The sequence below is a fragment of the Streptomyces sp. NPDC048481 genome (assembly GCF_043200075.1).
GTDB lineage: Bacteria > Actinomycetota > Actinomycetes > Streptomycetales > Streptomycetaceae > Streptomyces.
In genome coordinates, this window is record NZ_JBICXC010000005.1 from 407,297 (window position 1) to 424,825 (window position 17,529).

The 17,529-nt window shown below is 75.2% G+C and carries 19 protein-coding genes; 11 read left to right on the forward strand and 8 right to left on the reverse strand.

Annotation, left to right across the window (positions count from 1 at the left end; genetic code table 11):
* The first annotated feature begins 19 nt into the window (after nucleotides 1-19).
* From ACGFSH_RS18700 to ACGFSH_RS18710, 3 genes are read left to right on the forward strand one after another with little or no spacing between them, the layout of a single operon-like run.
* Entirely contained in the window at nucleotides 20-532 is a 513-nt protein-coding gene (locus ACGFSH_RS18700) for a DUF2771 domain-containing protein (protein WP_329411182.1), read from the forward strand.
* Nucleotides 533-555: 23 nt separating this feature from the next.
* Nucleotides 556-1,257 (forward strand): futalosine hydrolase, encoded by a 702-nt coding sequence (locus ACGFSH_RS18705; protein ID WP_393349755.1) that lies wholly within the window; start codon nucleotides 556-558, stop codon nucleotides 1,255-1,257.
* A complete protein-coding gene (locus ACGFSH_RS18710) occupies nucleotides 1,244-2,098 on the forward strand; it encodes a 1,4-dihydroxy-6-naphthoate synthase (RefSeq protein WP_393349756.1) in 855 nt (284 codons plus the stop codon). Before ACGFSH_RS18705 ends, ACGFSH_RS18710 begins: the two co-directional genes overlap by 14 nt.
* Nucleotides 2,099-2,113: 15 nt before the next feature.
* Here ACGFSH_RS18710 and ACGFSH_RS18715 read toward each other — a convergent pair whose 3' ends face one another.
* Nucleotides 2,114-2,497 carry a cold-shock protein gene (locus ACGFSH_RS18715; protein WP_329411186.1) on the reverse strand — a complete coding sequence of 128 codons (384 nt, stop codon included), beginning with the start codon at nucleotides 2,495-2,497 and terminating at the stop codon, nucleotides 2,114-2,116.
* A gap of 184 nt (nucleotides 2,498-2,681) precedes the next feature.
* On the opposite strand from ACGFSH_RS18715, the gene ACGFSH_RS18720 reads away from it, so the two are divergent.
* Nucleotides 2,682-2,939 carry a hypothetical protein gene (locus tag ACGFSH_RS18720; protein WP_393349759.1) on the forward strand — a complete coding sequence of 86 codons (258 nt, stop codon included), beginning with the start codon at nucleotides 2,682-2,684 and terminating at the stop codon, nucleotides 2,937-2,939.
* Here ACGFSH_RS18720 and ACGFSH_RS18725 read toward each other — a convergent pair.
* Both ACGFSH_RS18725 and ACGFSH_RS18730 read right to left on the reverse strand, forming a co-directional pair.
* Nucleotides 2,927-3,553, reverse strand: a complete 627-nt coding sequence (locus tag ACGFSH_RS18725; RefSeq protein ID WP_393349762.1) for an HAD family hydrolase — start codon at nucleotides 3,551-3,553, stop codon at nucleotides 2,927-2,929. The genes ACGFSH_RS18720 and ACGFSH_RS18725 overlap by 13 nt on opposite strands.
* 59 nt (nucleotides 3,554-3,612) lie before the next feature.
* Nucleotides 3,613-4,632, reverse strand: a complete 1,020-nt coding sequence (locus tag ACGFSH_RS18730) for a hypothetical protein (RefSeq protein WP_393349764.1) — start codon at nucleotides 4,630-4,632, stop codon at nucleotides 3,613-3,615.
* Nucleotides 4,633-4,790: 158 nt separating this feature from the next.
* Here ACGFSH_RS18730 and ACGFSH_RS18735 point away from each other — a divergent pair, with 158 nt between their 5' ends.
* Nucleotides 4,791-7,490, forward strand: a complete 2,700-nt coding sequence (locus ACGFSH_RS18735) for a helicase-associated domain-containing protein (protein WP_393349766.1) — start codon at nucleotides 4,791-4,793, stop codon at nucleotides 7,488-7,490.
* Nucleotides 7,491-7,541: 51 nt separating this feature from the next.
* Here the strand turns inward: ACGFSH_RS18735 and ACGFSH_RS18740 are convergent, their stop codons facing one another.
* Nucleotides 7,542-8,096, reverse strand: coding sequence for a hypothetical protein (locus tag ACGFSH_RS18740; RefSeq protein WP_393349768.1), 555 nt, complete (start codon nucleotides 8,094-8,096; stop codon nucleotides 7,542-7,544).
* A gap of 193 nt (nucleotides 8,097-8,289) precedes the next feature.
* On the opposite strand from ACGFSH_RS18740, the gene ACGFSH_RS18745 reads away from it, so the two are divergent.
* Nucleotides 8,290-9,933, forward strand: a complete 1,644-nt coding sequence (locus ACGFSH_RS18745; RefSeq protein WP_393349771.1) for a DNA repair helicase XPB — start codon at nucleotides 8,290-8,292, stop codon at nucleotides 9,931-9,933.
* A gap of 8 nt (nucleotides 9,934-9,941) precedes the next feature.
* Here the strand turns inward: ACGFSH_RS18745 and ACGFSH_RS18750 are convergent, their stop codons facing one another.
* Nucleotides 9,942-10,121, reverse strand: coding sequence for a hypothetical protein (locus tag ACGFSH_RS18750; RefSeq protein ID WP_329411216.1), 180 nt, complete (start codon nucleotides 10,119-10,121; stop codon nucleotides 9,942-9,944).
* 436 nt (nucleotides 10,122-10,557) lie between these two features.
* Between ACGFSH_RS18750 and ACGFSH_RS18755 the strand changes: the two genes are divergently transcribed.
* Entirely contained in the window at nucleotides 10,558-12,531 is a 1,974-nt protein-coding gene (locus ACGFSH_RS18755; RefSeq protein WP_393350062.1) for a HelD family protein, read from the forward strand.
* 137 nt (nucleotides 12,532-12,668) lie between these two features.
* Here the strand turns inward: ACGFSH_RS18755 and ACGFSH_RS18760 are convergent, their stop codons facing one another.
* Complete coding sequence (locus tag ACGFSH_RS18760; protein WP_393349774.1) at nucleotides 12,669-13,379, reverse strand: copper homeostasis protein CutC; 711 nt, start codon at nucleotides 13,377-13,379, stop codon at nucleotides 12,669-12,671.
* An 89-nt stretch (nucleotides 13,380-13,468) separates the two neighbouring features.
* Here ACGFSH_RS18760 and ACGFSH_RS18765 point away from each other — a divergent pair, with 89 nt between their 5' ends.
* The 3 genes from ACGFSH_RS18765 (at nucleotide 13,469) to ACGFSH_RS18775 (ending at nucleotide 15,620) form a co-directional block, all read left to right on the forward strand.
* Nucleotides 13,469-14,110, forward strand: coding sequence for a hypothetical protein (locus ACGFSH_RS18765; protein WP_393349775.1), 642 nt, complete (start codon nucleotides 13,469-13,471; stop codon nucleotides 14,108-14,110).
* Nucleotides 14,107-14,655 carry a GNAT family N-acetyltransferase gene (locus ACGFSH_RS18770; protein WP_393349778.1) on the forward strand — a complete coding sequence of 183 codons (549 nt, stop codon included), beginning with the start codon at nucleotides 14,107-14,109 and terminating at the stop codon, nucleotides 14,653-14,655. The genes ACGFSH_RS18765 and ACGFSH_RS18770 overlap by 4 nt, the downstream gene beginning before the upstream one ends.
* A gap of 134 nt (nucleotides 14,656-14,789) precedes the next feature.
* The gene (locus tag ACGFSH_RS18775) at nucleotides 14,790-15,620 is read left to right on the forward strand and encodes a hypothetical protein (protein ID WP_393349781.1); all 831 of its coding nucleotides are present in this window, start codon (nucleotides 14,790-14,792) and stop codon (nucleotides 15,618-15,620) included.
* On the opposite strand, the gene ACGFSH_RS18780 is transcribed toward ACGFSH_RS18775, so the two are convergent.
* On the reverse strand, nucleotides 15,610-15,882 hold the full coding sequence (locus tag ACGFSH_RS18780) for a DUF4031 domain-containing protein (protein ID WP_256920293.1): 273 nt from the start codon (nucleotides 15,880-15,882) through the stop codon (nucleotides 15,610-15,612). The two genes, ACGFSH_RS18775 and ACGFSH_RS18780, sit on opposite strands and share 11 nt — an antisense overlap.
* 7 nt (nucleotides 15,883-15,889) lie before the next feature.
* Complete coding sequence (locus ACGFSH_RS18785) at nucleotides 15,890-16,285, reverse strand: hypothetical protein (RefSeq protein ID WP_393349784.1); 396 nt, start codon at nucleotides 16,283-16,285, stop codon at nucleotides 15,890-15,892.
* A gap of 294 nt (nucleotides 16,286-16,579) precedes the next feature.
* Between ACGFSH_RS18785 and murQ the strand changes: the two genes are divergently transcribed.
* Nucleotides 16,580-17,515, forward strand: a complete 936-nt coding sequence (murQ, locus tag ACGFSH_RS18790) for an N-acetylmuramic acid 6-phosphate etherase (protein ID WP_393349786.1) — start codon at nucleotides 16,580-16,582, stop codon at nucleotides 17,513-17,515.
* The last annotated feature ends 14 nt before the right edge of the window (nucleotides 17,516-17,529 follow it).

Here is a 17,529-nt window from a genome sequence, read left to right on the forward strand (position 1 = left end):
TGCCCGATAGCCTTCGGCCATGACCACGATGCCCCGCGGCGGAGCCGCTGATGTCCTCGGCGTGGTGCGACGCCGCCGTGCCGTCGCCGCCGCCGGCGCCGTATGTGCCGGACTGCTCGTCCTGTCGGCCTGCGACAAGCCGACCCCCCTGTCCACGATCACCGTCGGACGCGACTCGGTCAGCTCCGAGGCCACCTGCGGTGGCGAGGGCGAGACCCTGAAGGCCGCCGAGCTGACCAAGTGCCTCGGCGACAAGGACATCAAGTCCATCAGCGTCGACCCCGACGAGACCGTCCGCTTCGGCGTCGACCCCGACGTCGCCGACAAGCGCTGGACGATCCTGATGAACGGTCAGCCGCTCACCGAGGACAGCGACAAGACCTACCGGACGATCCCGGGCAGCGTGTTCTTCAACGCGCAGTACGGCGCCCAGGGCAACTCCACCCTCGTCACCATCAAGGCCGGAGACGGCAAGAAGCAGAGCCAGGCGGCGACCGGCCTGTGGTCCTTCAAGCTCAAGAAGGACGACTGACCACGTCCCGCCCCCGCGTCCTCGTGGCCACCGCGGTCCCCGCCGAACGGGACGCGGTGGCACGGGCGTGGCCGTCCGGGCCCGCCCCGTGGACCCTGCTGCCCGGCCTGACGCTGCACCGCGCCGGCGAGGGCTGCGACCTCCTCGCCGCCGGCGTCGGCCCCGCCCTGGCCGCCGCGTCCGTGTCCGCCGCCCTCACCGCCGCCGCCCTGAGCGGCGCGCCCTACGGCCTCGTCGTGTCGGCGGGCATCGCCGGCGGTTTCGCGCCCGACGCGCCCGTGGGCTCCCTCGTCGTCGCCGACGAGATCACCGCGGCCGACCTGGGCGCCGAGACCGCCGACGGCTTCCTGCCGGTCACCGAGCTGGGCTTCGGCGCCGTCACCCACCGTCCCCCCGCCCTGCTCGTCCGGCAGACAGCGGCCGCCACCGGCGCCCGGCCCGGGGCCGTCCTGACCGTGTCGACGGTCACCGGCACCGCCGCCCGCGCCGCCGCCCTGCGCGCCCGCCACCCGCGGGCGCTGGCCGAGGCGATGGAGGGCTTCGGCGTCGCCGAGGCGGCCGCCGCGCACGGCACGCCCGTGCTGGAGATCCGCGCGGTCTCCAACCCCGTCGGCCCGCGCGACCGCGCCGCCTGGCGCATCGGCGAGGCGCTCGGCGCGCTCACCGGGGCCTTCGGGAAGCTCGCACCCGTCCTGGAGAGTTGGAAGCCACATGACCACGACTGAGCCGGCGCTGCAGATCGCGTACTCCCCCTGCCCCAACGACACCTTCGTCTTCGACGCCCTCGCGCACGGCCGCGTGCCGGGCGCGCCCGCGCTCGACGTGACGTTCGCGGACATCGACGTCACCAACGGCATGGCCGAGCGCGGCGAGTTCGACGTGCTGAAGGTGTCGTACGCCGTGCTGCCGTACGTCCTCGACGAGTACGCGCTGCTGCCCTGCGGGGGCGCGCTGGGCCGCGGCTGCGGGCCGCTGGTCCTCACCCGCGAGCCGGGGGCCGACCTCACCGGCCGCACCGTCGCCGTGCCCGGCGAGCGTTCCACCGCCTACCTGCTCTTCCGGCTGTGGGCGGCGGAGACGGTGCCCGGCGGCGTCGGCGAGATCGTCGTCATGCCGTTCCACGAGATCATGCCCGCCGTGCGGGACGGCAAGGTCGACGCGGGGCTCGTCATCCACGAGGCCCGCTTCACCTACGGCGGCTACGGACTGCACAAACTCGCGGACATGGGCGAGCACTGGGAGTCCACGACCGGCCTGCCCATCCCGCTCGGCGCCATCATCGCCAAGCGTTCACTGGGAGCGGCCGCGCTGACCGGGCTGGCCGACGCGGTCCGCGCCTCCGTACGGGCCGCCTGGGACGCCCCCGAAATCTCCCGCCCCTACGTGATGGAACACGCCCAGGAGATGGACCCGGCCGTCGCCGACCAGCACATCGGCCTGTACGTCAACGAGTTCACGGCGGAGCTGGGCGAGGACGGCCGGGCGGCGGTCCGCGGCCTGCTCACCCGCGCGGCGGCCGAGGGACTGCTGCCGCCCCTCGGCCCCGGCGCGCTCGACTTCCCGTGACCGCCGCCGGCGCGCTCAGACGTCCAGCTGGTCGGCGACCGCGCGCAGCAGACCGGCGATCTTCTTGCCGGAGGTCTTCTCCGGGTAGCGGCCCTTCTCCAGCATCGGCGTGATGTTCTCGAGGAGGGTCGTCAGGTCCTGGACGATGGAGGCCAGTTCGTCGGGCTTCCTGCGCTGTGCGGCGGCGACCGACGGGGTCGGGTCGAGGATGACGACGGAGAGCGCCTGGTCGCCGCGCTGCCCGGCGACGACGCCGAACTCCACTCGCTGGCCCGGCTTCAGTGCCTCGACTCCGGCGGGGAGGACCGAGGAATGCACGAAGACGTCACCGCCGTCGTCGCGGGAGAGAAAGCCGAAGCCCTTCTCGACGTTGAACCACTTGACTTTGCCGGTAGGCACGTCTGTCCTCGTCCTCGTACTCGTAGAAACGTTCATGGAAAACGGCTCCGGAACCGCTGCGGACCGGCTCCGGACAGCACTTGGGCGGGTCGACCATGACCCGCCGGTACCAGGCTAATGCTCTGCGGGCCGGTGACAAGACGTCCCCCGGCTGTTCCTCAGGGCTGGGAACTACCCTGGTCCGGTGCGTGACAAAACCCAAACGAATTCCGCCGCTCCCGGTGACCGACTGATCCGTGCCGGCGCCGTCGTGTTCTTCGTCGGCGCCGTGGCCACACTGGTCACGGTCGCCCCACTGCTGCTCGGCACGACGCCTTTCCCGACGTTCATGTTCGGGCTGTGCATGCTGATGGGCGTCGGCTTCCTGGTCGCGGCCGCGGGGGTGCTGCGGTCGGCGGCCGCGGGCCGTCGGCAGGCGCGGGGCCAGGGTCAGCCCTCGTAGGCCGCGAACCACCGCGCGAACCGCGTGAGGTCGTCGAGGACGACGTCCGCGCCGGCCTCGGCCAGTTCCTCCGCGCTGCACGGGCCCGTGGCGACGGCGACGGAGAACGCCCCGGCGGCACGGGCGCCGCGCACGTCACCGACGTGATCGCCGACGTAGACGGACGCGCCGTGCTCGCGCAGGGCCGTCGCCTTCTGCGTCGCCCACAGGTCGCCGATCACCGCGTCGGGCCGCATGTCCAGGTGGTCCATGTGCAGCCTGGCGTTCGGCTCCCACTTCGCGGTGACGACGATCGCCCTGCCGCCCGCCGCCCGGACCGCCGCGACGGCCTCGCGTGCGCCCGGCATCGCGAGCGTGCCCGCCACGGCGAACTCCGGGTAGATCTCGCGGTAGAGGTCGGTCATCGCCGGTATGTCCCGCGCCGGGAACCAGTGCGCCATCTCCTGCGCGAGCGGCGGCCCGAGCCGCGTCACCACGAGGTCGGCGTCGACGTACGTCCCGGTCCGCGCGGACAGCTCCTGCCAGCAGGCGCGGATGCCCGGGCGGGAATCGATGAGGGTCATGTCGAGGTCGAAGCCGACGGTGCGGACTGGAGTGACGGTCATGTCCGCCATTGTCGCCGGTCGGCGGGCCGCGCCCGGTGCGGGCGGCATGCGGGGCGGCCCGGGTGGCGTCACCTCTGGCGTTGCGAGCGCCAGACCAGGAACAGGGCCGACGCCACGGCCGCGCCCCGGATGACCCACGGCCAGGTCTCGGCGACCGCGTCGTGCATGTGCCCCTCCGCGATGGGCTCGCCCCAGCGGCCCTCCGAGCGCCCCCACAGCCAGACCAGCCCCGCCGTGAGGGCGAGCCCGGGGAGCCACACGACCGCCAGTTTCGTCTCACGGTCGGTCAGCCGGCGTGAGGCGTAGGCGATCAGCCAGCCCAGGAGCAGTGCGAACCAGTTCCCGAGGACGGCGCCGGCCACCAGGCAGCCGGCCGCGGCCAGCAGCAGCGGGTTGCTCCAGCGCCGGCCCGGCGCGCCGGGCGTCCCGAGGAAGGGGAGCCGGCGGCGGCGCGGGCGGGCCGCGCTCCCGCCGTCGGCCGTGGCGTCGCCGGCGGCCGCCGGGGCCGGTTTCCCGGCTTCCCTCCGCTCGGCGGCCTCCTCCTTCTCCGGGTCGCGGCGTGGCGGGGGCTTGAGCAGTTCCGGGATCTCGACGCCCCCGACGAAGCCGTGCACGTCCTCGCCGGGGCCGAAGGGGGTCGGCTCGTGCAGCCACCAGTCGGGCGACTCCCGGCTGTCGCCCAGTTCGTGGGCGGGCGCGCGGTGCGGCGGCGACGGCGCGTCGGAGGGGACGGCGGGGGGCGGGGCGCCGGTGCGGGGCCGGGGCACGCCGCGCCGGATGCCCTTCGGCGGCCGGGGCGTCTCCTCGCGGTCGCGCTGCACGGGCACGGACGGGGCCGGCGGCTGCGGCACGCCCGCGCCGGAGCCGGCCGCGGCGGCGACGATGTCGTCGGGGCTGCCGAGGCGGTCGATGATGCGGCGGACGGCGGCGGGGGAGTCGACGGCCGCCTTGGCGCGACGCCGGTCGATCTCGTCGCGCAGCTCGGAGACGAGCCGCATCCGGGTGGCCGACGACAACTGCCGCTGCTGCGCGATGTCGCCGACGCGGCTCAGATACTCGTAGACGACTTGGTCGCTCTCGATCCCCACGGGTAAGAAGCTACCGCTTCCGTCCGGGCGCGCCGGGCACCCGGCACGGGCGGGAGCCGTCGGTGCGCGGTCCGCGGGGGACGGGGCGGGGCCGTGGAGGACGGCCGCGGGGCCCGGGGGCGCGGCCCGCGGGGGCGGGTACCGCTACCGTGGGCAAGATGAGCACCGCGGACCAACAGGCCCCCCGGTCCCTCGCGGAAGCGCTCCGCGCCCGGGACGACGCTTCCCTGGCCGCGCTGCTGCGCGCCCGACCCGACCTCATCACGCCGGTCCCCACGGACCTCACGCAGCTCGCCACCCGGGCCGGCACGCGTGCCTCGGTGGTGCGCGCGCTGGAGCGGCTCGACGCGTTCGCGTTGCAGACGGCTGAGGCGCTGGCGGTGGCGGGCGATCCGGCGACCTGGGACGAGCTGCTCGGACTGATGGCGGGCGACGCGCGCGACCCGGCCGTCGTCACCGCGCTCCCGGGCGCGCTGGCCGCGCTGCGCGAACAGGCGCTGGTGTGGGGCGCGGACGACCGGCTGCGCCTGGTGCGGACGGCCCGGGAGCTGCTCGCGCCGTCGGCGCAGCACCCGTCACCGACCGGGCTCGGGCCGAGTGTGCGGGAGGCGACGGCGGGGATGTCGCCGGGCCGGATCCAGGAGTTCGTGGCGAACGCCGGGCTGCCGTCGACGCACGATCCGGTGTCGGCGGTGTCGGCCCTCACGTCGTTGTTCTCGCGTCGGCGGAAGATGGCGGCGCTGCTGGCCAAGGCGCCCGCGGGTTCCCTGGACGTGCTGGAGCGGCTGGTATGGGGGCCGCCGTACGGGCAGGTCACGGCGGAACCGGCGGCGCATCTGCGGTGGCTGCTGGACCGGGGGATGCTGCTGCCGACGGCGCCGGGGACCGTCGTCCTGCCGCGTGAGGTGGCCCTGCATCTGCGGGCGGGGCGGGCCCACCGGTCGCCGCTGCCGACGCCGCCGGCGGTGCCGCCGCTCGTGACGCACCGCCCCGAGGTGGTGGACGCGACGGCGGCCGGTCAGGCGTACACGGCGTTGACGACGGTCGAGGAGTTGCTGAAGGAGTGGGACGAGGGCGGTCCGGCGGTGCTGCGGGCCGGTGGGCTGAGCGTGCGCGATCTGAAGCGGACGGCCGTCGCCCTGGACGTGTCGGAGCCGGTGGCCGCGTTCTGGGTGGAGCTGGCGTACGCGGCCGGTCTGCTCGCCTCGGACGGTGAGGCGGACGAGCGGTACGCGGCGACGCCGGAGTACGACGACTGGCTGGAGCGGCCGCCCGCCGAGCGGTGGGCGCGGCTGGCGCAGGCCTGGCTGACGGCGACCCGGACGTCCGGGGTGGTCGGCGGCCGGGATCTGAAGGAGCGGGCGCTGGCGGCGCTGGGCCCCGGCCTGGACCGGTCGGCCGCGCCGGAGGTGCGGCGGCGGGTGCTGACGTTGCTGGCCGGGCTGCCGGAGGGGGCGGTGCCGGACGCGGAGGCGGTGCTGGCCCGGCTGCGGTGGGAGCGCCCGTTGCGCGGGGCGCGGCCCCAGGGCGGGGCGGGGCCGCACGGTCAGCAGGGCCCGCAGAACCAGCAGGGTGCCGCGGCCTCTCAGGGTTCCCAGGCCGCGCAGTCCGCCCCCTCCGCCATCGGCTCGCACGGCGTGCACGGCTCCTACGGCTCGCACGGTTTTCAGGAGGACGAGGATCTGCGGTCCCGGATCGCCCGGTGGACGCTGACCGAGGCCGAGCTGCTGGGCGTGACCGGCCGGGGCGCGCTGTCGGCGCACGGCCGGGCCCTGCTGGGGGCGGGCGCGGCGACGGTCGCGCGACCGGCCGCGGCCGGGGCGGTCCCGGCCGGGCCGGGTGACAAGCTGCCGGCCCACCACCGTGCCGCCGCCCCCTCCGGGGCGGCCTCCGCGCCCGGTCCGGAGCAGGCCGTGGCCACCGCGGCGGCCGCCCGGCTGCTGGCCCCGTTGCTGCCCGAGCCGCTCGACCACGTGCTGCTCCAGGCGGACCTGACGGCGGTCGCGCCCGGTCCGCTGCGGCGTCCGCTGGCCGACGTGCTGAGCGTTCTGGCGGACGTCGAGTCCAAGGGCGGCGCGACCGTCTACCGGTTCACGCCCGGCTCGGTGCGCCGGGCGCTGGACGCCGGGCGCAGCGCCTCCGACCTGCACGCCTTTCTCGCCGAGCACTCCCGTACGCCGGTGCCGCAGCCGCTCGCGTACCTGATCGACGACGTGGCGCGCCGGCACGGTCATCTGCGGGTGGGGGCGGCCTCGGCGTATGTGCGCTGCGACGACGAGTCGATGCTGAACGAGATCCTCGCCGACAAGCGGGCCGTCGCCCTGCGGCTGCGCCGGCTGGCCCCGACGGTGCTCGCCGCCCAGGTGGACCCGGCGGCCCTCCTGGACGGGCTGCGCGCGATGGGGTTCGCGCCGGCGGCGGAGTCCGCCGAGGGCGATGTCCTGATCTCCCGTGCGCACTCCCGTCGCACCCCGCCCCGCACGGCTCCCGAGCCGGTGCCGGACGGGCCGCCGGTTCCCGACGGCACCCTGTTGACGGCGGCGATCCGCGCGATCCGGGCCGGTGACCTGGCGGCGACGGCCCCGCGCAAGCCGGCCGAGGACGCCGCTCCGCTCGGCCCCGGTCAGCTCCCGCGCACCAGCTCCGCGGAGACCCTCGCCACCATGCAGGCGGCCGTGCTGACCGGGGAGGCGCTGTGGATCGGCTACGTGAACGCGGAGGGTGCGGCGAGCCAGCGGGTCATCGCGCCGGTCCGGGTGGAGGGCGGCTTCGTGACGGCGTACGACCACACCGCTGACGAGGTGCGCACCTACCCGCTGCACCGGATCACGGGCGTGGCGGAACTGGCCGGCGACTGACGGGGGACGGCTGACGGCCGACGGCGCCCGCCGCCGCGGCCCGGCTCGCCCTCAGCACTCCCCCACCGAGGCGTCCGCGGGGAGGCCGAAGTGGGTGCGGGCCTCGGTCTCCAGTTCGGCGGGGGACACCGGGTCCCGCGGGGCGGACCGGGTGAAGAGGCCGAAGCGGGACGCGCTCCAGCGCCCGCGGTCCGCGCTTCGCGGCGGCTCCTCCCGGCCGACGACGCGGAAGCCGCCGTCGGCCGAGTCGTCCCGTCGCAGCCGCACGACCTGCGGGCGCCGGCCGGCGGAGCACTCCACGAGAGCGTCGTCGCGCAGGCCGTACCGCACGCACAGCGCGTCGACGCCGGCCCGTATCTCCCCGCCGCGCTCCTCCAGCGCGAGCGCCCGCGCCCGGCAGAACCAGCGGGCGTCGCGCACGGACGCGCCGTCGGCCGGGCCGCCGCTGCCCGGTTCCGCGGCGAGGCGGGCCTCGATCACCGGCCGCACCTCGGCCCACAGGGCCTCGTCGACGTGCGCCGGCCACATCACCCAGGTGCCCGTGGCCGCCAGGACGGCCGCTGCTGCGACGCCGACCGCGCCCCTGCGGAACGACAGGACCGCCATACCGTGAACTCCTCACCGCGTCGCGCCCGTCGCGCTGCTCTCCCGGTCAGACACCCGGAGGGGGTGCGGGGTTGCCCGGCGCCCGCGGGCTCCGCGGGACCGCGCGGCGGGCCGCGGGCCGCCGTCCGGGCACGTCGTACGGCACACTGGAGGTTTGGCCCGTGCGGAAGGGCCGCGCGAAGGGATGGCGTACGTGAACGGACCGCTGATCGTCCAGTCCGACAAGACTCTGCTCCTGGAGGTCGACCACGAGCAGGCCGACGCGTGCCGTCGGGCCATCGCTCCGTTCGCGGAGCTGGAGCGGGCGCCGGAGCACATCCACACCTACCGGCTGACGCCGCTGGGGCTGTGGAACGCGCGGGCGGCCGGGCACGACGCGGAGCAGGTGGTGGACGCGCTCGTGCAGTACAGCCGCTATCCGGTGCCGCACGCGCTGCTGGTGGACATCGCCGAGACGATGGACCGCTACGGCCGGCTGACGCTGAGCAAGGACCCGGCGCACGGGCTCGTGCTGACCACCACCGACCGGCCCGTGCTGGAGGAGATCCTGCGTTCCAAGCGGGTGGCCCCGCTGGTCGGGGCGCGGATCGACCCGGACACGGTCGCCGTGCACCCCTCCGAGCGCGGTCAGATCAAGCAGACGCTGCTGAAGCTGGGCTGGCCGGCCGAGGATCTCGCCGGGTACGTCGACGGCGAGGCGCACGCGATCGAGCTGGACGAGGACGGCTGGGCGCTGCGGCCGTACCAGAGGCAGGCGGTGGAGAACTTCTGGCACGGCGGGAGCGGGGTCGTGGTCCTGCCCTGCGGGGCGGGCAAGACGCTGGTCGGCGCGGGCGCCATGGCGCAGGCGAAGTCGACGACGCTGATCCTGGTGACGAACACGGTCTCGGCCCGGCAGTGGAAGCACGAGCTGGTGAAGCGGACGTCGCTGACCGAGGAGGAGATCGGCGAGTACAGCGGGACGCGCAAGGAGATCCGTCCCGTCACCATCGCCACCTATCAGGTGCTGACGACGCGCCGCAAGGGCGTCTACCCGCACCTGGAGCTGTTCGACTCGCGCGACTGGGGGCTGATCCTCTACGACGAGGTGCATCTGCTGCCGGCGCCGGTCTTCAAGTTCACCGCGGATCTCCAGGCGCGCCGGCGGCTGGGCCTGACGGCGACCCTGGTCCGTGAGGACGGCCGGGAGTCGGACGTGTTCTCCCTGATCGGCCCGAAGCGGTTCGACGCTCCGTGGAAGGAGATCGAGGCGCAGGGGTACATCGCTCCCGCGGACTGCGTGGAGGTCCGGGTGAACCTGACCGACTCGGAGCGGCTGGCGTACGCGACGGCGGAGGCGGAGGAGAAGTACCGCTTCTGCGCGACGACCGCGACGAAGCGGAAGGTGACGGAGGCGCTCGTGCGGCGCTTCGCCGGGCAGCAGATCCTGGTCATCGGCCAGTACATCGACCAGCTGGACGAGCTGGGCGAGCATCTGGGCGCCCCGGTGATCAAGGGCGAGACCACCAACGCGCAGCGCGAGAAGCTCTTCGACGCGTTCCGGGAGGGCGAGATCAGCGTGCTGGTGGTGTCGAAGGTCGCGAACTTCTCGATCGACCTGCCGGAGGCGACGGTCGCCATCCAGGTGTCGGGCACCTTCGGCTCGCGCCAGGAGGAGGCGCAGCGGCTCGGCCGGGTGCTGCGTCCCAAGGCGGACGGCCATCAGGCGCACTTCTATTCGGTGGTGGCCCGCGACACCCTCGACCAGGACTTCGCGGCGCACCGTCAGCGGTTCCTGGCGGAACAGGGCTACGCCTACCGGATCATGGACGCGGACGAGCTGCTGGCGGGGGGCTGAGCCGGCGGTCACCTGCGGCGGACGCCGGCCTCCTCGCCGTACTCGCCGAGGATGACGACGTCGAAGGCGGCGACGGCGAAGACCTTGATCGCGCGCAGGGCGTCGCCGAGGCGGTGGCGGTGCCCGTCGGACAGGGGGGTCGCGCCGGACGGGCGACCGGGGGCTGGGGTGAAGGTCGCTGCACTCATGCCTCCATGATGGGATCCGGGACATAAGGGGGGCATCGGTCCCAGGTCCCGGTGTGGGGGGTCCCCGGGTACGTCCGAAGGAGCGGCGACTCCCCCGTGGGATGGAGGGCGGCCCGTAGGGGTGCCCTGCACGGGGCGGATCGGCGGCCGGTAACTCGTTGGCGCGCGTCCTCGGCGGTCGCCTAGAATCTCCGCTCTTGCCCGCCTCCCTCGCCGGAGCGCCGCTGTCCGGACGGAAACCGGACGGCCCTCACCGCAGCCCTCTCAGCCGGTCCGGAGGCAACCCCCCTTGTCCACGCCGTCCACTCCGTCAACGCCGTCCACCCCGCCAGCTCCCCAGCCGTCCTCGGCGTCCGTGTCGTCCACGTGCGTCGACGACGATCCGCTCGCCCGCGAACGCTCCCATCTGTCCGCCTCGCGCACCGCCCTGCGAGCGATGCGCGAGGACGCGGAGTCCCTCGACATCCGTGACGTGACCGCGAACTGGGTCAACGCGCAGATCCTGGAGCGCCAGGTCGGGGAGCGCATCAAGGCGCTCGCCGACCTCAGCGACACCCCCCTGTTCTTCGGGCGGCTGGACTACCTGCACGCTCCCGGCGCGGACCGGGCGGAGGGGGCCGAGGGCGAGCGCTTCTACATCGGACGGCGCCACGTGCACGACGCGGACGGCGACCCGATGGTCATCGACTGGCGTGCGCCGGTCTCGCAGCCGTTCTACCGGGCGTCCAAGAAGGACCCGATGGACGTGGGGCTGCGCCGCCGCTTCGGCTACACGCGCGGGGACATCACCGCCTACGAGGACGAGCACCTCTCCGATCCCGGCGACCCGTCGGTGGCCGCGGCCACGAGCAGGCTGCTCCAGCAGGAGATCGAGCGGCCGCGCGTCGGCCCGATGCGCGACATCGTCGCCACGATCCAGCCCGAGCAGGACGAGATCGTGCGCAGCGGGCTGGGCGGGACGGTCTGCGTGCAGGGCGGTCCGGGCACCGGGAAGACGGCCGTGGGCCTGCACCGGGTGGCCTATCTGCTGTACGCCCACCGCGAGCGGCTGGCGCGCACGGGCACGCTGGTGATCGGGCCGAACAAGTCCTTCCTGCGGTACATCGAGCAGGTGCTGCCCGCGCTGGGCGAGCTGACGGTCCGCCAGGGCACGGTGGACGACCTGGTGGCGCACGTGGAGGTGCGGGGCGCGGACGACGCGGCGGCGGCGGTCGTCAAGGGCGACGCGAGGATGGCGCGGGTGCTGCGCCGGGCGCTGTACGCGCACGTGGGCACGCCGGACGAGCCGGTCGTCGTGGTGCGCGGCTCGCGGCGCTGGCGGGTTCCGGCGTACGAGGTGCAGGAGATGGTGGGCGAGCTGCTCGACCGGGAGATGCGGTACGGCGCCGCCCGCGAGGCGCTGCCGCGGCGCATCGCGCACGCCGTGCTGGTGCAGATGGAGCGGGCGGGCGAGGCCCCGGACGACCGGGTGCAGGACGCCGTGGCCCGCGACGGCGCGGTGAAGGCGGCCGTGAAGCAGGTGTGGCCGGCGGTCGACCCGGCGAAGCTGGTGCTGCGGCTCCTCACGGACGCGGACTTCCTCGCCGAGCACGCGCGGGGCGTGCTGAGCGAGGAGGAGCAGAAGGCCATCCTGTGGGCGAAGCCGGCGCGGTCGGTGAGGTCGGCCAGGTGGTCGCCGGCGGACGCGGTGCTGATCGACGAGGCGACGGACCTGGTCGAGCGCACCCACTCGCTCGGTCATGTGGTGCTGGACGAGGCGCAGGACCTGTCGCCGATGCAGTACCGGGCGGTGGGCCGGCGCTGCACGACGGGTTCGGCGACCGTGCTGGGCGACCTGGCACAGGGCACGACCCCCTGGGCGACCCGCAGCTGGGAGGAGGCCCTCGCCCACCTGGGCAAGGCGGACGCGGTGGTCGAGGAGCTGACGGCCGGTTTCCGCGTGCCGACGGACGTCATCGCGTACGCCTCGCGGCTGCTGCCGCACATCGCGCCGGGCCTGGCCCCGGTGGCCTCCGTCCGGGAGAACCCCGGTTTCTTCGAGGTGCGTCCGGTCTCCGGGGTCGCGGACGTCGTCGCCGCGTGCGAGGAGTCGCTGCGCCACGAGGGCTCGACGGGTCTGATCGCGGCCGACGCGCGGATCCCGGCGCTGGCCCGGGCGCTGACGGCGGCCGGTGTCGCCCATCTGTCCCCGGGCGAGGAGACGACGGCGGACAACCGTCTCACCCTGGTCCCGGCCTCGCTCGCGAAGGGCCTGGAGTACGACTACGTCGTCCTCGACGAGCCGCGCGCGGTGGTCGACGGGGAGCCCGACGGGCGCACGGGGCTGCGCCGGCTGTACGTGGCCCTCACCCGTGCGGTGTCGGGCCTGACCGTGACCCACGAGGACGCGCTCCCGCCCGAGCTGGGCTGACGGGCAGGACCCGCCCCCCGCCGCCCCGCCCCGCCCCGCCCCGCCCCGGCTGACCTTCCGACCCGGCCGGCCCCTTGGCGGCCCGGCACGATTGTCCGGATCCGGCCGCGGCGGGGCCGGTCCGCGTCGGGGGCGGCTCACTCCGGCTGTGCGGTGTCCAGGGTTCGCCGCCATTGCCGGACGGAGCGTTCCGACACCGGGCCGGTCCAGCCGTGGGGGCGGGCCGCGCCGCCGATGTGGAAGGCGTTCAGGCCGGCGGCGCGCAGCCGGGGCACATGGCCGAGGCGCAGGCCGCCGCCGACGAGGAGCTGCTGTTCGTAGCCCGGCTCGGTGTGCCGGGCCGCCTCGGCGAGCAGGGTGGGCAGCCCGGCGTCGACGCCGTCGGCGGAGCCGGCGGTGAGGTAGGTGTCCAGTCCGGGCAGGCCGTCCAGCTGTTTGCGCACGGCGTCGCGGTCGGCGGCGTGGTCGAGAGCGCGGTGGAACGTCCAGGGGCAGCCGTCGAGTTCGGCGACGACGCGCTCCACCGCGGTGAGGTCGATGCAGCCGTGCGCGTCGAGAAAGCCGAGCACGAACTCCTCGGCGCCGGCCGCGCGCAGCTCGCCGGCGGTCCGCACGAGGCGGTCGACGTCCTTCGCGGGGCCCGCGGTGAAGCCGTCGGCGAGGCGCACCATGACGCGCAGGGAGAGGTCCACGGCGGCCCGGATCCCGGTGAGCACGGCGACCGGCGGGGTGAGCCCGTCGGCGGCCATGTCGGTGACCAGTTCGAGGCGGTCCGCGCCTCCGGCCTGGGCGGCGACCGCGTCCTCGACGTCGAGGGCGATCACCTCCAGAACTGCACGCTTGCTCATGGGACCCCATTCGTCGGCGTCCATCGACGCGCTTCGGGCTACAGGTCTAGTCCAATTTAAGAATACGCCGGTCGGCGCGACAATGAGGCATGGCCGATCTCGACGCCCTGCGCACCCGTTTCAGCCACGCCCTGGAGGGCGTGCGGACCGCGGGCGGCCCCGCCCCGGGTCCCTACGCCGACGCCCTCCTCGCCCGCTGGCAGGAGCCGCACCGCCGCTACCACACGCTCACGCACCTCACCGCGGTCCTCGACCGCGTCGACGAGCTGGCCGCGCACGCCGACGCCCCCGACGTCGTCCGGCTGGCGGCCTGGTTCCACGACGCCGTCTACCTGCCGGACCGCTCCGAGAACGAGGAGCGCTCCGCCCGCCTAGCCGAACGGGCCCTCGCCGAGGCGGGCGCGCCGCCGGAGCGGACGGCCGAGGTCGCGCGGCTCGTCCGGCTCACCGTCACCCACGACCCGGCCGACGACGACCCCGACGGCCAGGTCCTGTGCGACGCCGATCTCGCGATCCTCGCCGCCCCGCCGGCCGCCTACGCCGCCTACACGGCCGCCGTCCGCGCGGAGTACCACTTCGTCCCCGGCGACGCCTTCCGCACGGGCCGCGCGGACGTCCTGCGCCAACTGCTCGCACTGCCGCGCCTGTTCAGGACGCCGTACGGGAGCAGGACGTGGGAGGAGACGGCCCGGTACAACCTGCGCGGCGAACTGGAGCTGCTGACCTCATGAGCGCCGCCCCGCCCCCGCCGGCGTCACCGCCCGGCCCCCGCGCGCCCCGCATCCCCGCGGCACGCCTCACCCTCGAAGCCGTCTCCCCCGGCGCGGCCGCCGGACTGCGGGCGGGCGGCGGCGGGGGCTTCGCCTGGCTCGGCGGCGAACCGTACGAGGGGACCCGGGAGGCCGCGGGGATGACGGCGCACGCGTACGCGCGCGGGGTGCACCGGCCGGAGTTCGGCCTCTACGTCCTCGTCCGCCGGGCGGACGGACTGGCCGTCGGCAGCATGGGCTTCCACGCGGCTCCCGACGACGACGGCCGCACGGAGATCGGCTACGACCTCGTCGAGGCCGCCCGCGGCCACGGCTACGCCACCGAGGCGCTGCGCGCGCTGGCCGGCTGGGCGCTGGCCCGCGACGACGTCCAGCGCCTGTTCGCGGTCGTCGAACACGCGAACGTCCCTTCGCGGGCCGTGCTCGAACGGGCCGGCTTCGTCAGGGTCGGCGAAGGCGAGGGCGAGTACGCGTATGAGCTGCGCGGCCGACGTCACCTGACGTAGCCGGGGCCGATCTTCGTCGCTTCGCCTCCCGCCGCCCGGCTCGCGTTCCGGATAATTCCGGCACGGCCGGGTCTCGCGCGGTCGCGTGCGCCGGGGCAGGCCGGGGCAGGCCGGGGGGAAAACGGGGGAACGTCATGAGCAGCAGCGGTCCGGCCACGCCTCCGCAGCCGCCCCGTCCCCCGCAGCCCGACCCCGACGCCCACCGGCTGGCCCGGCAGAGCGTGCGATGGGCCGTCATCGGGGTCGTCGTCAGTTCGGTGCTCGCCCTGGCGGGGCTGTACCAGTCGTCCCACGGGGGCGGCGGCCGCAACAGCGCCGACGGCGGCACCGGCTGGAGCACCGGACCCGCGCCGGGCCCGGACACCGGCCCCGGCGCCCCCTCCCCCTCGCCCTCCCCGGCGGACGCCTCCTCCGGCGCCACGGACGTCTCCGACCCCGGCGGGACGCCCGGCGGGGACCCCTCACCCGACGACGGCACGGACGGCACGGACGGCGCCGGCGGGAGCGGCGGGACCGACGGGCTGACCGCCGCCGAGCACGAGCTGCGGGACTCGCTAAACCCCGGCCAGTGGTCGCGCGAGAGCTGCTCGCACGCCCGGTGGCAGGGCGCGGAGGCCGCCCTGTTCTGCACGGTCACCACCGTCGACGCCTACGGCGTGCCCGGCGCCGGCAAGGCCAGCGTGGTGATGTACGGCACCAAGTACGACCGCGACGTCGTCTTCCAGTCGTACGCGGGACGGCTCCAGCCGGGCAACTGCGACGCCCAGAACGGCGTCTACGGCACGTGGCGCGAGAACAACACCGGCGACTCGGCGGGCGACGTGGTCTGCTTCCTGTCGAACACCGGCCAGTACGTCTTCCTGTGCAGCTACTACGACCGTCCCGCACTGGTCCAGATCAGCGGCGCCGACCGGACCCGGCTGGTCGCCTGGTGGCACACCATGGAGCCGGTGTTCAGCCGCTGACGCCGCCGTGCTTGCGCCGGCGCAGGCCGGCCGCCGTCAGCAGCCGCACCACCTCCCGGCTGCTCACCTCGACCGCGCCGGCCGCCACCAGCTCGGCGTAGCGGTGGGAGGGGATGTCGTAGTGGTCGCGCTCGAAGGCGCGGCGCGGAACGCCCGACCGGTCGGCGAAGGCGTGCAGTTCCGCGTAGGAGACGTCGCTGACGAGGTGGGACCACATCCGGCCGTGCCCCGGCCAGTCCGGCGGGTCGATGTAGACGGTCACATGCCGCTCACGAGGTCGACGCGCCTCCCGTGGCCGCCCCGAGCGAGCCCACCGACGCCACCTTCACGCCGGCCTTGTGGCACACCCAGTGCGGATCGGGGCCGAGTTCGGGCTCGACGTCCAGGGCGTGCGGGTCGCCCGAGCCGCAGACCGGGCACAGGGGCCAGCGGCCATGGCTCTCCAGCAGGGCGTCCTGCACGTCCTGGGCCACCAGCCCCGCGACGTACGCCGCGCCCTCGGGCCACTGCTCGACCCACCAGCGCCGCTGCACCACGGAGTCCTCGACCATCGACACCACGTCCGGCGCGGCGACCTCGCCCGAGGCGAGATCCGCCAGCACCAGGGCGCGCGCCGTGTGCAGGGTCCGTTCCAGCGGCTCGACGGGGGTGCGGGGATCGTCCATGCCCCCCATTGTGCGCACCTCGCACCGCGACCGTTGCGCGGCCGGCGGAATCGTTCGCCCCCGTTCCCCCTCAGGCCACCGGCCCCGCCTTCGCACCCGCGCCCGGCCCGCACCCCACCCGCACCCTCCCCGGCCGCGTCGTACGGCGCGCCGGACCGCCCGCACCGGTAGACCGTAGGGGTGCTCGCGCGGCCGTGGGGCGCCGGCCCGCGCGGATCCCGGCCCGGCCGCCGGTCCCGCCCGCACCCGTCCCGCACAACGCCCCGCCCCCTCACCGGAAGAGAGACCGTCCCGATGACCTCCAGCCCGGACCCCCAGGAACTGCGCGCCGCGCTCGAGACGCTGACCACCGAGGCGTTCCGACCCGACCTGTCCGAGATCGACCGACTGCCCACCCTGGACATCGCCCGCCTCATGAACGGCGAGGACGCGGGCGTGCCGGCCGCCGTGGCCGCCCGGCTGCCGCAGATCGCGGCCGTCGTCGACGCCGTCGCCGAACGGATGGCGCGCGGCGGACGCCTGGTCTACGCCGGCGCGGGCACCGCCGGACGGCTCGGCGTGCTCGACGCCTCGGAATGCCCGCCGACCTTCGGCACCGACCCCGGCCAGGTCCTCGGCGTGCTCGCCGGGGGGCCGTCGGCCCTGGTGAGCGCGGTCGAGGGCGCCGAGGACTCCCCGGAGCTGGCCGAGGCGGACCTCGCCGCCCTCTCCCTCACGCCCGACGACACCGTGATCGGCGTCTCCGCCTCCGGCCGCACCCCGTACGCCCTGGGCGCCGTGCGGTACGCGCGCTCGCGGGGCGCGCTGACCGTGGGTCTGGCCTGCAACCCGGGCAGCGCGCTGGCCGCGGCCGCCGACCACGGCATCGAGGTGGTCGTGGGGCCCGAACTGCTCGCCGGCTCCACCCGGCTGAAGGCCGGCACCGCGCAGAAGCTGGTGCTGAACATGATCTCGACCATCACGATGATGCGGCTGGGCAAGACCTTCGGGAACCTGATGGTCGACGTCCGCGCCACCAACGGCAAGCTGCGCGCCCGCTCCCGGCGCATCGTCGCCCTGGCGACGGGGGCGGCGGACGACACGGTCGAGACGGCCCTCGCGGCCGCCGGCGGGGAGGTCAAGAACGCGATCCTGATCGTGCTGGCCGGCGTGGACGGGCCCGCGGCCGCCCGCCTTCTGGAGGAGTCCGGGGGCCATCTGCGCGCCGCGCTCGCCGCCGCGGGCGGCTGAGCCGCACGCTCGAC

Excerpts from the sequence above, each read along its gene's own strand:
- ACGFSH_RS18710 (WP_393349756.1), top strand. The coding sequence starts at position 1,244 with ATGACCACGACTGAGCCGGCGCTGCAGATCGCGTACTCCCCCTGCCCC.
- ACGFSH_RS18750 (WP_329411216.1), bottom strand. The coding sequence starts at position 10,121 with ATGAGTGCAGCGACCTTCACCCCAGCCCCCGGTCGCCCGTCCGGCGCG.
- murQ (WP_393349786.1), top strand. The coding sequence starts at position 16,580 with ATGACCTCCAGCCCGGACCCCCAGGAACTGCGCGCCGCGCTCGAGACG.
- ACGFSH_RS18770 (WP_393349778.1), top strand. The coding sequence starts at position 14,107 with ATGAGCGCCGCCCCGCCCCCGCCGGCGTCACCGCCCGGCCCCCGCGCG.
- ACGFSH_RS18725 (WP_393349762.1), bottom strand. The coding sequence starts at position 3,553 with ATGGCGGACATGACCGTCACTCCAGTCCGCACCGTCGGCTTCGACCTC.
- ACGFSH_RS18775 (WP_393349781.1), top strand. The coding sequence starts at position 14,790 with ATGAGCAGCAGCGGTCCGGCCACGCCTCCGCAGCCGCCCCGTCCCCCG.
- ACGFSH_RS18735 (WP_393349766.1), top strand. The coding sequence starts at position 4,791 with ATGAGCACCGCGGACCAACAGGCCCCCCGGTCCCTCGCGGAAGCGCTC.
- ACGFSH_RS18765 (WP_393349775.1), top strand. The coding sequence starts at position 13,469 with ATGGCCGATCTCGACGCCCTGCGCACCCGTTTCAGCCACGCCCTGGAG.
- ACGFSH_RS18760 (WP_393349774.1), bottom strand. The coding sequence starts at position 13,379 with ATGAGCAAGCGTGCAGTTCTGGAGGTGATCGCCCTCGACGTCGAGGAC.
- ACGFSH_RS18785 (WP_393349784.1), bottom strand. The coding sequence starts at position 16,285 with ATGGACGATCCCCGCACCCCCGTCGAGCCGCTGGAACGGACCCTGCAC.
- ACGFSH_RS18700 (WP_329411182.1), top strand. The coding sequence starts at position 20 with ATGACCACGATGCCCCGCGGCGGAGCCGCTGATGTCCTCGGCGTGGTG.
- ACGFSH_RS18740 (WP_393349768.1), bottom strand. The coding sequence starts at position 8,096 with ATGGCGGTCCTGTCGTTCCGCAGGGGCGCGGTCGGCGTCGCAGCAGCG.
- ACGFSH_RS18755 (WP_393350062.1), top strand. The coding sequence starts at position 10,558 with ATGCGCGAGGACGCGGAGTCCCTCGACATCCGTGACGTGACCGCGAAC.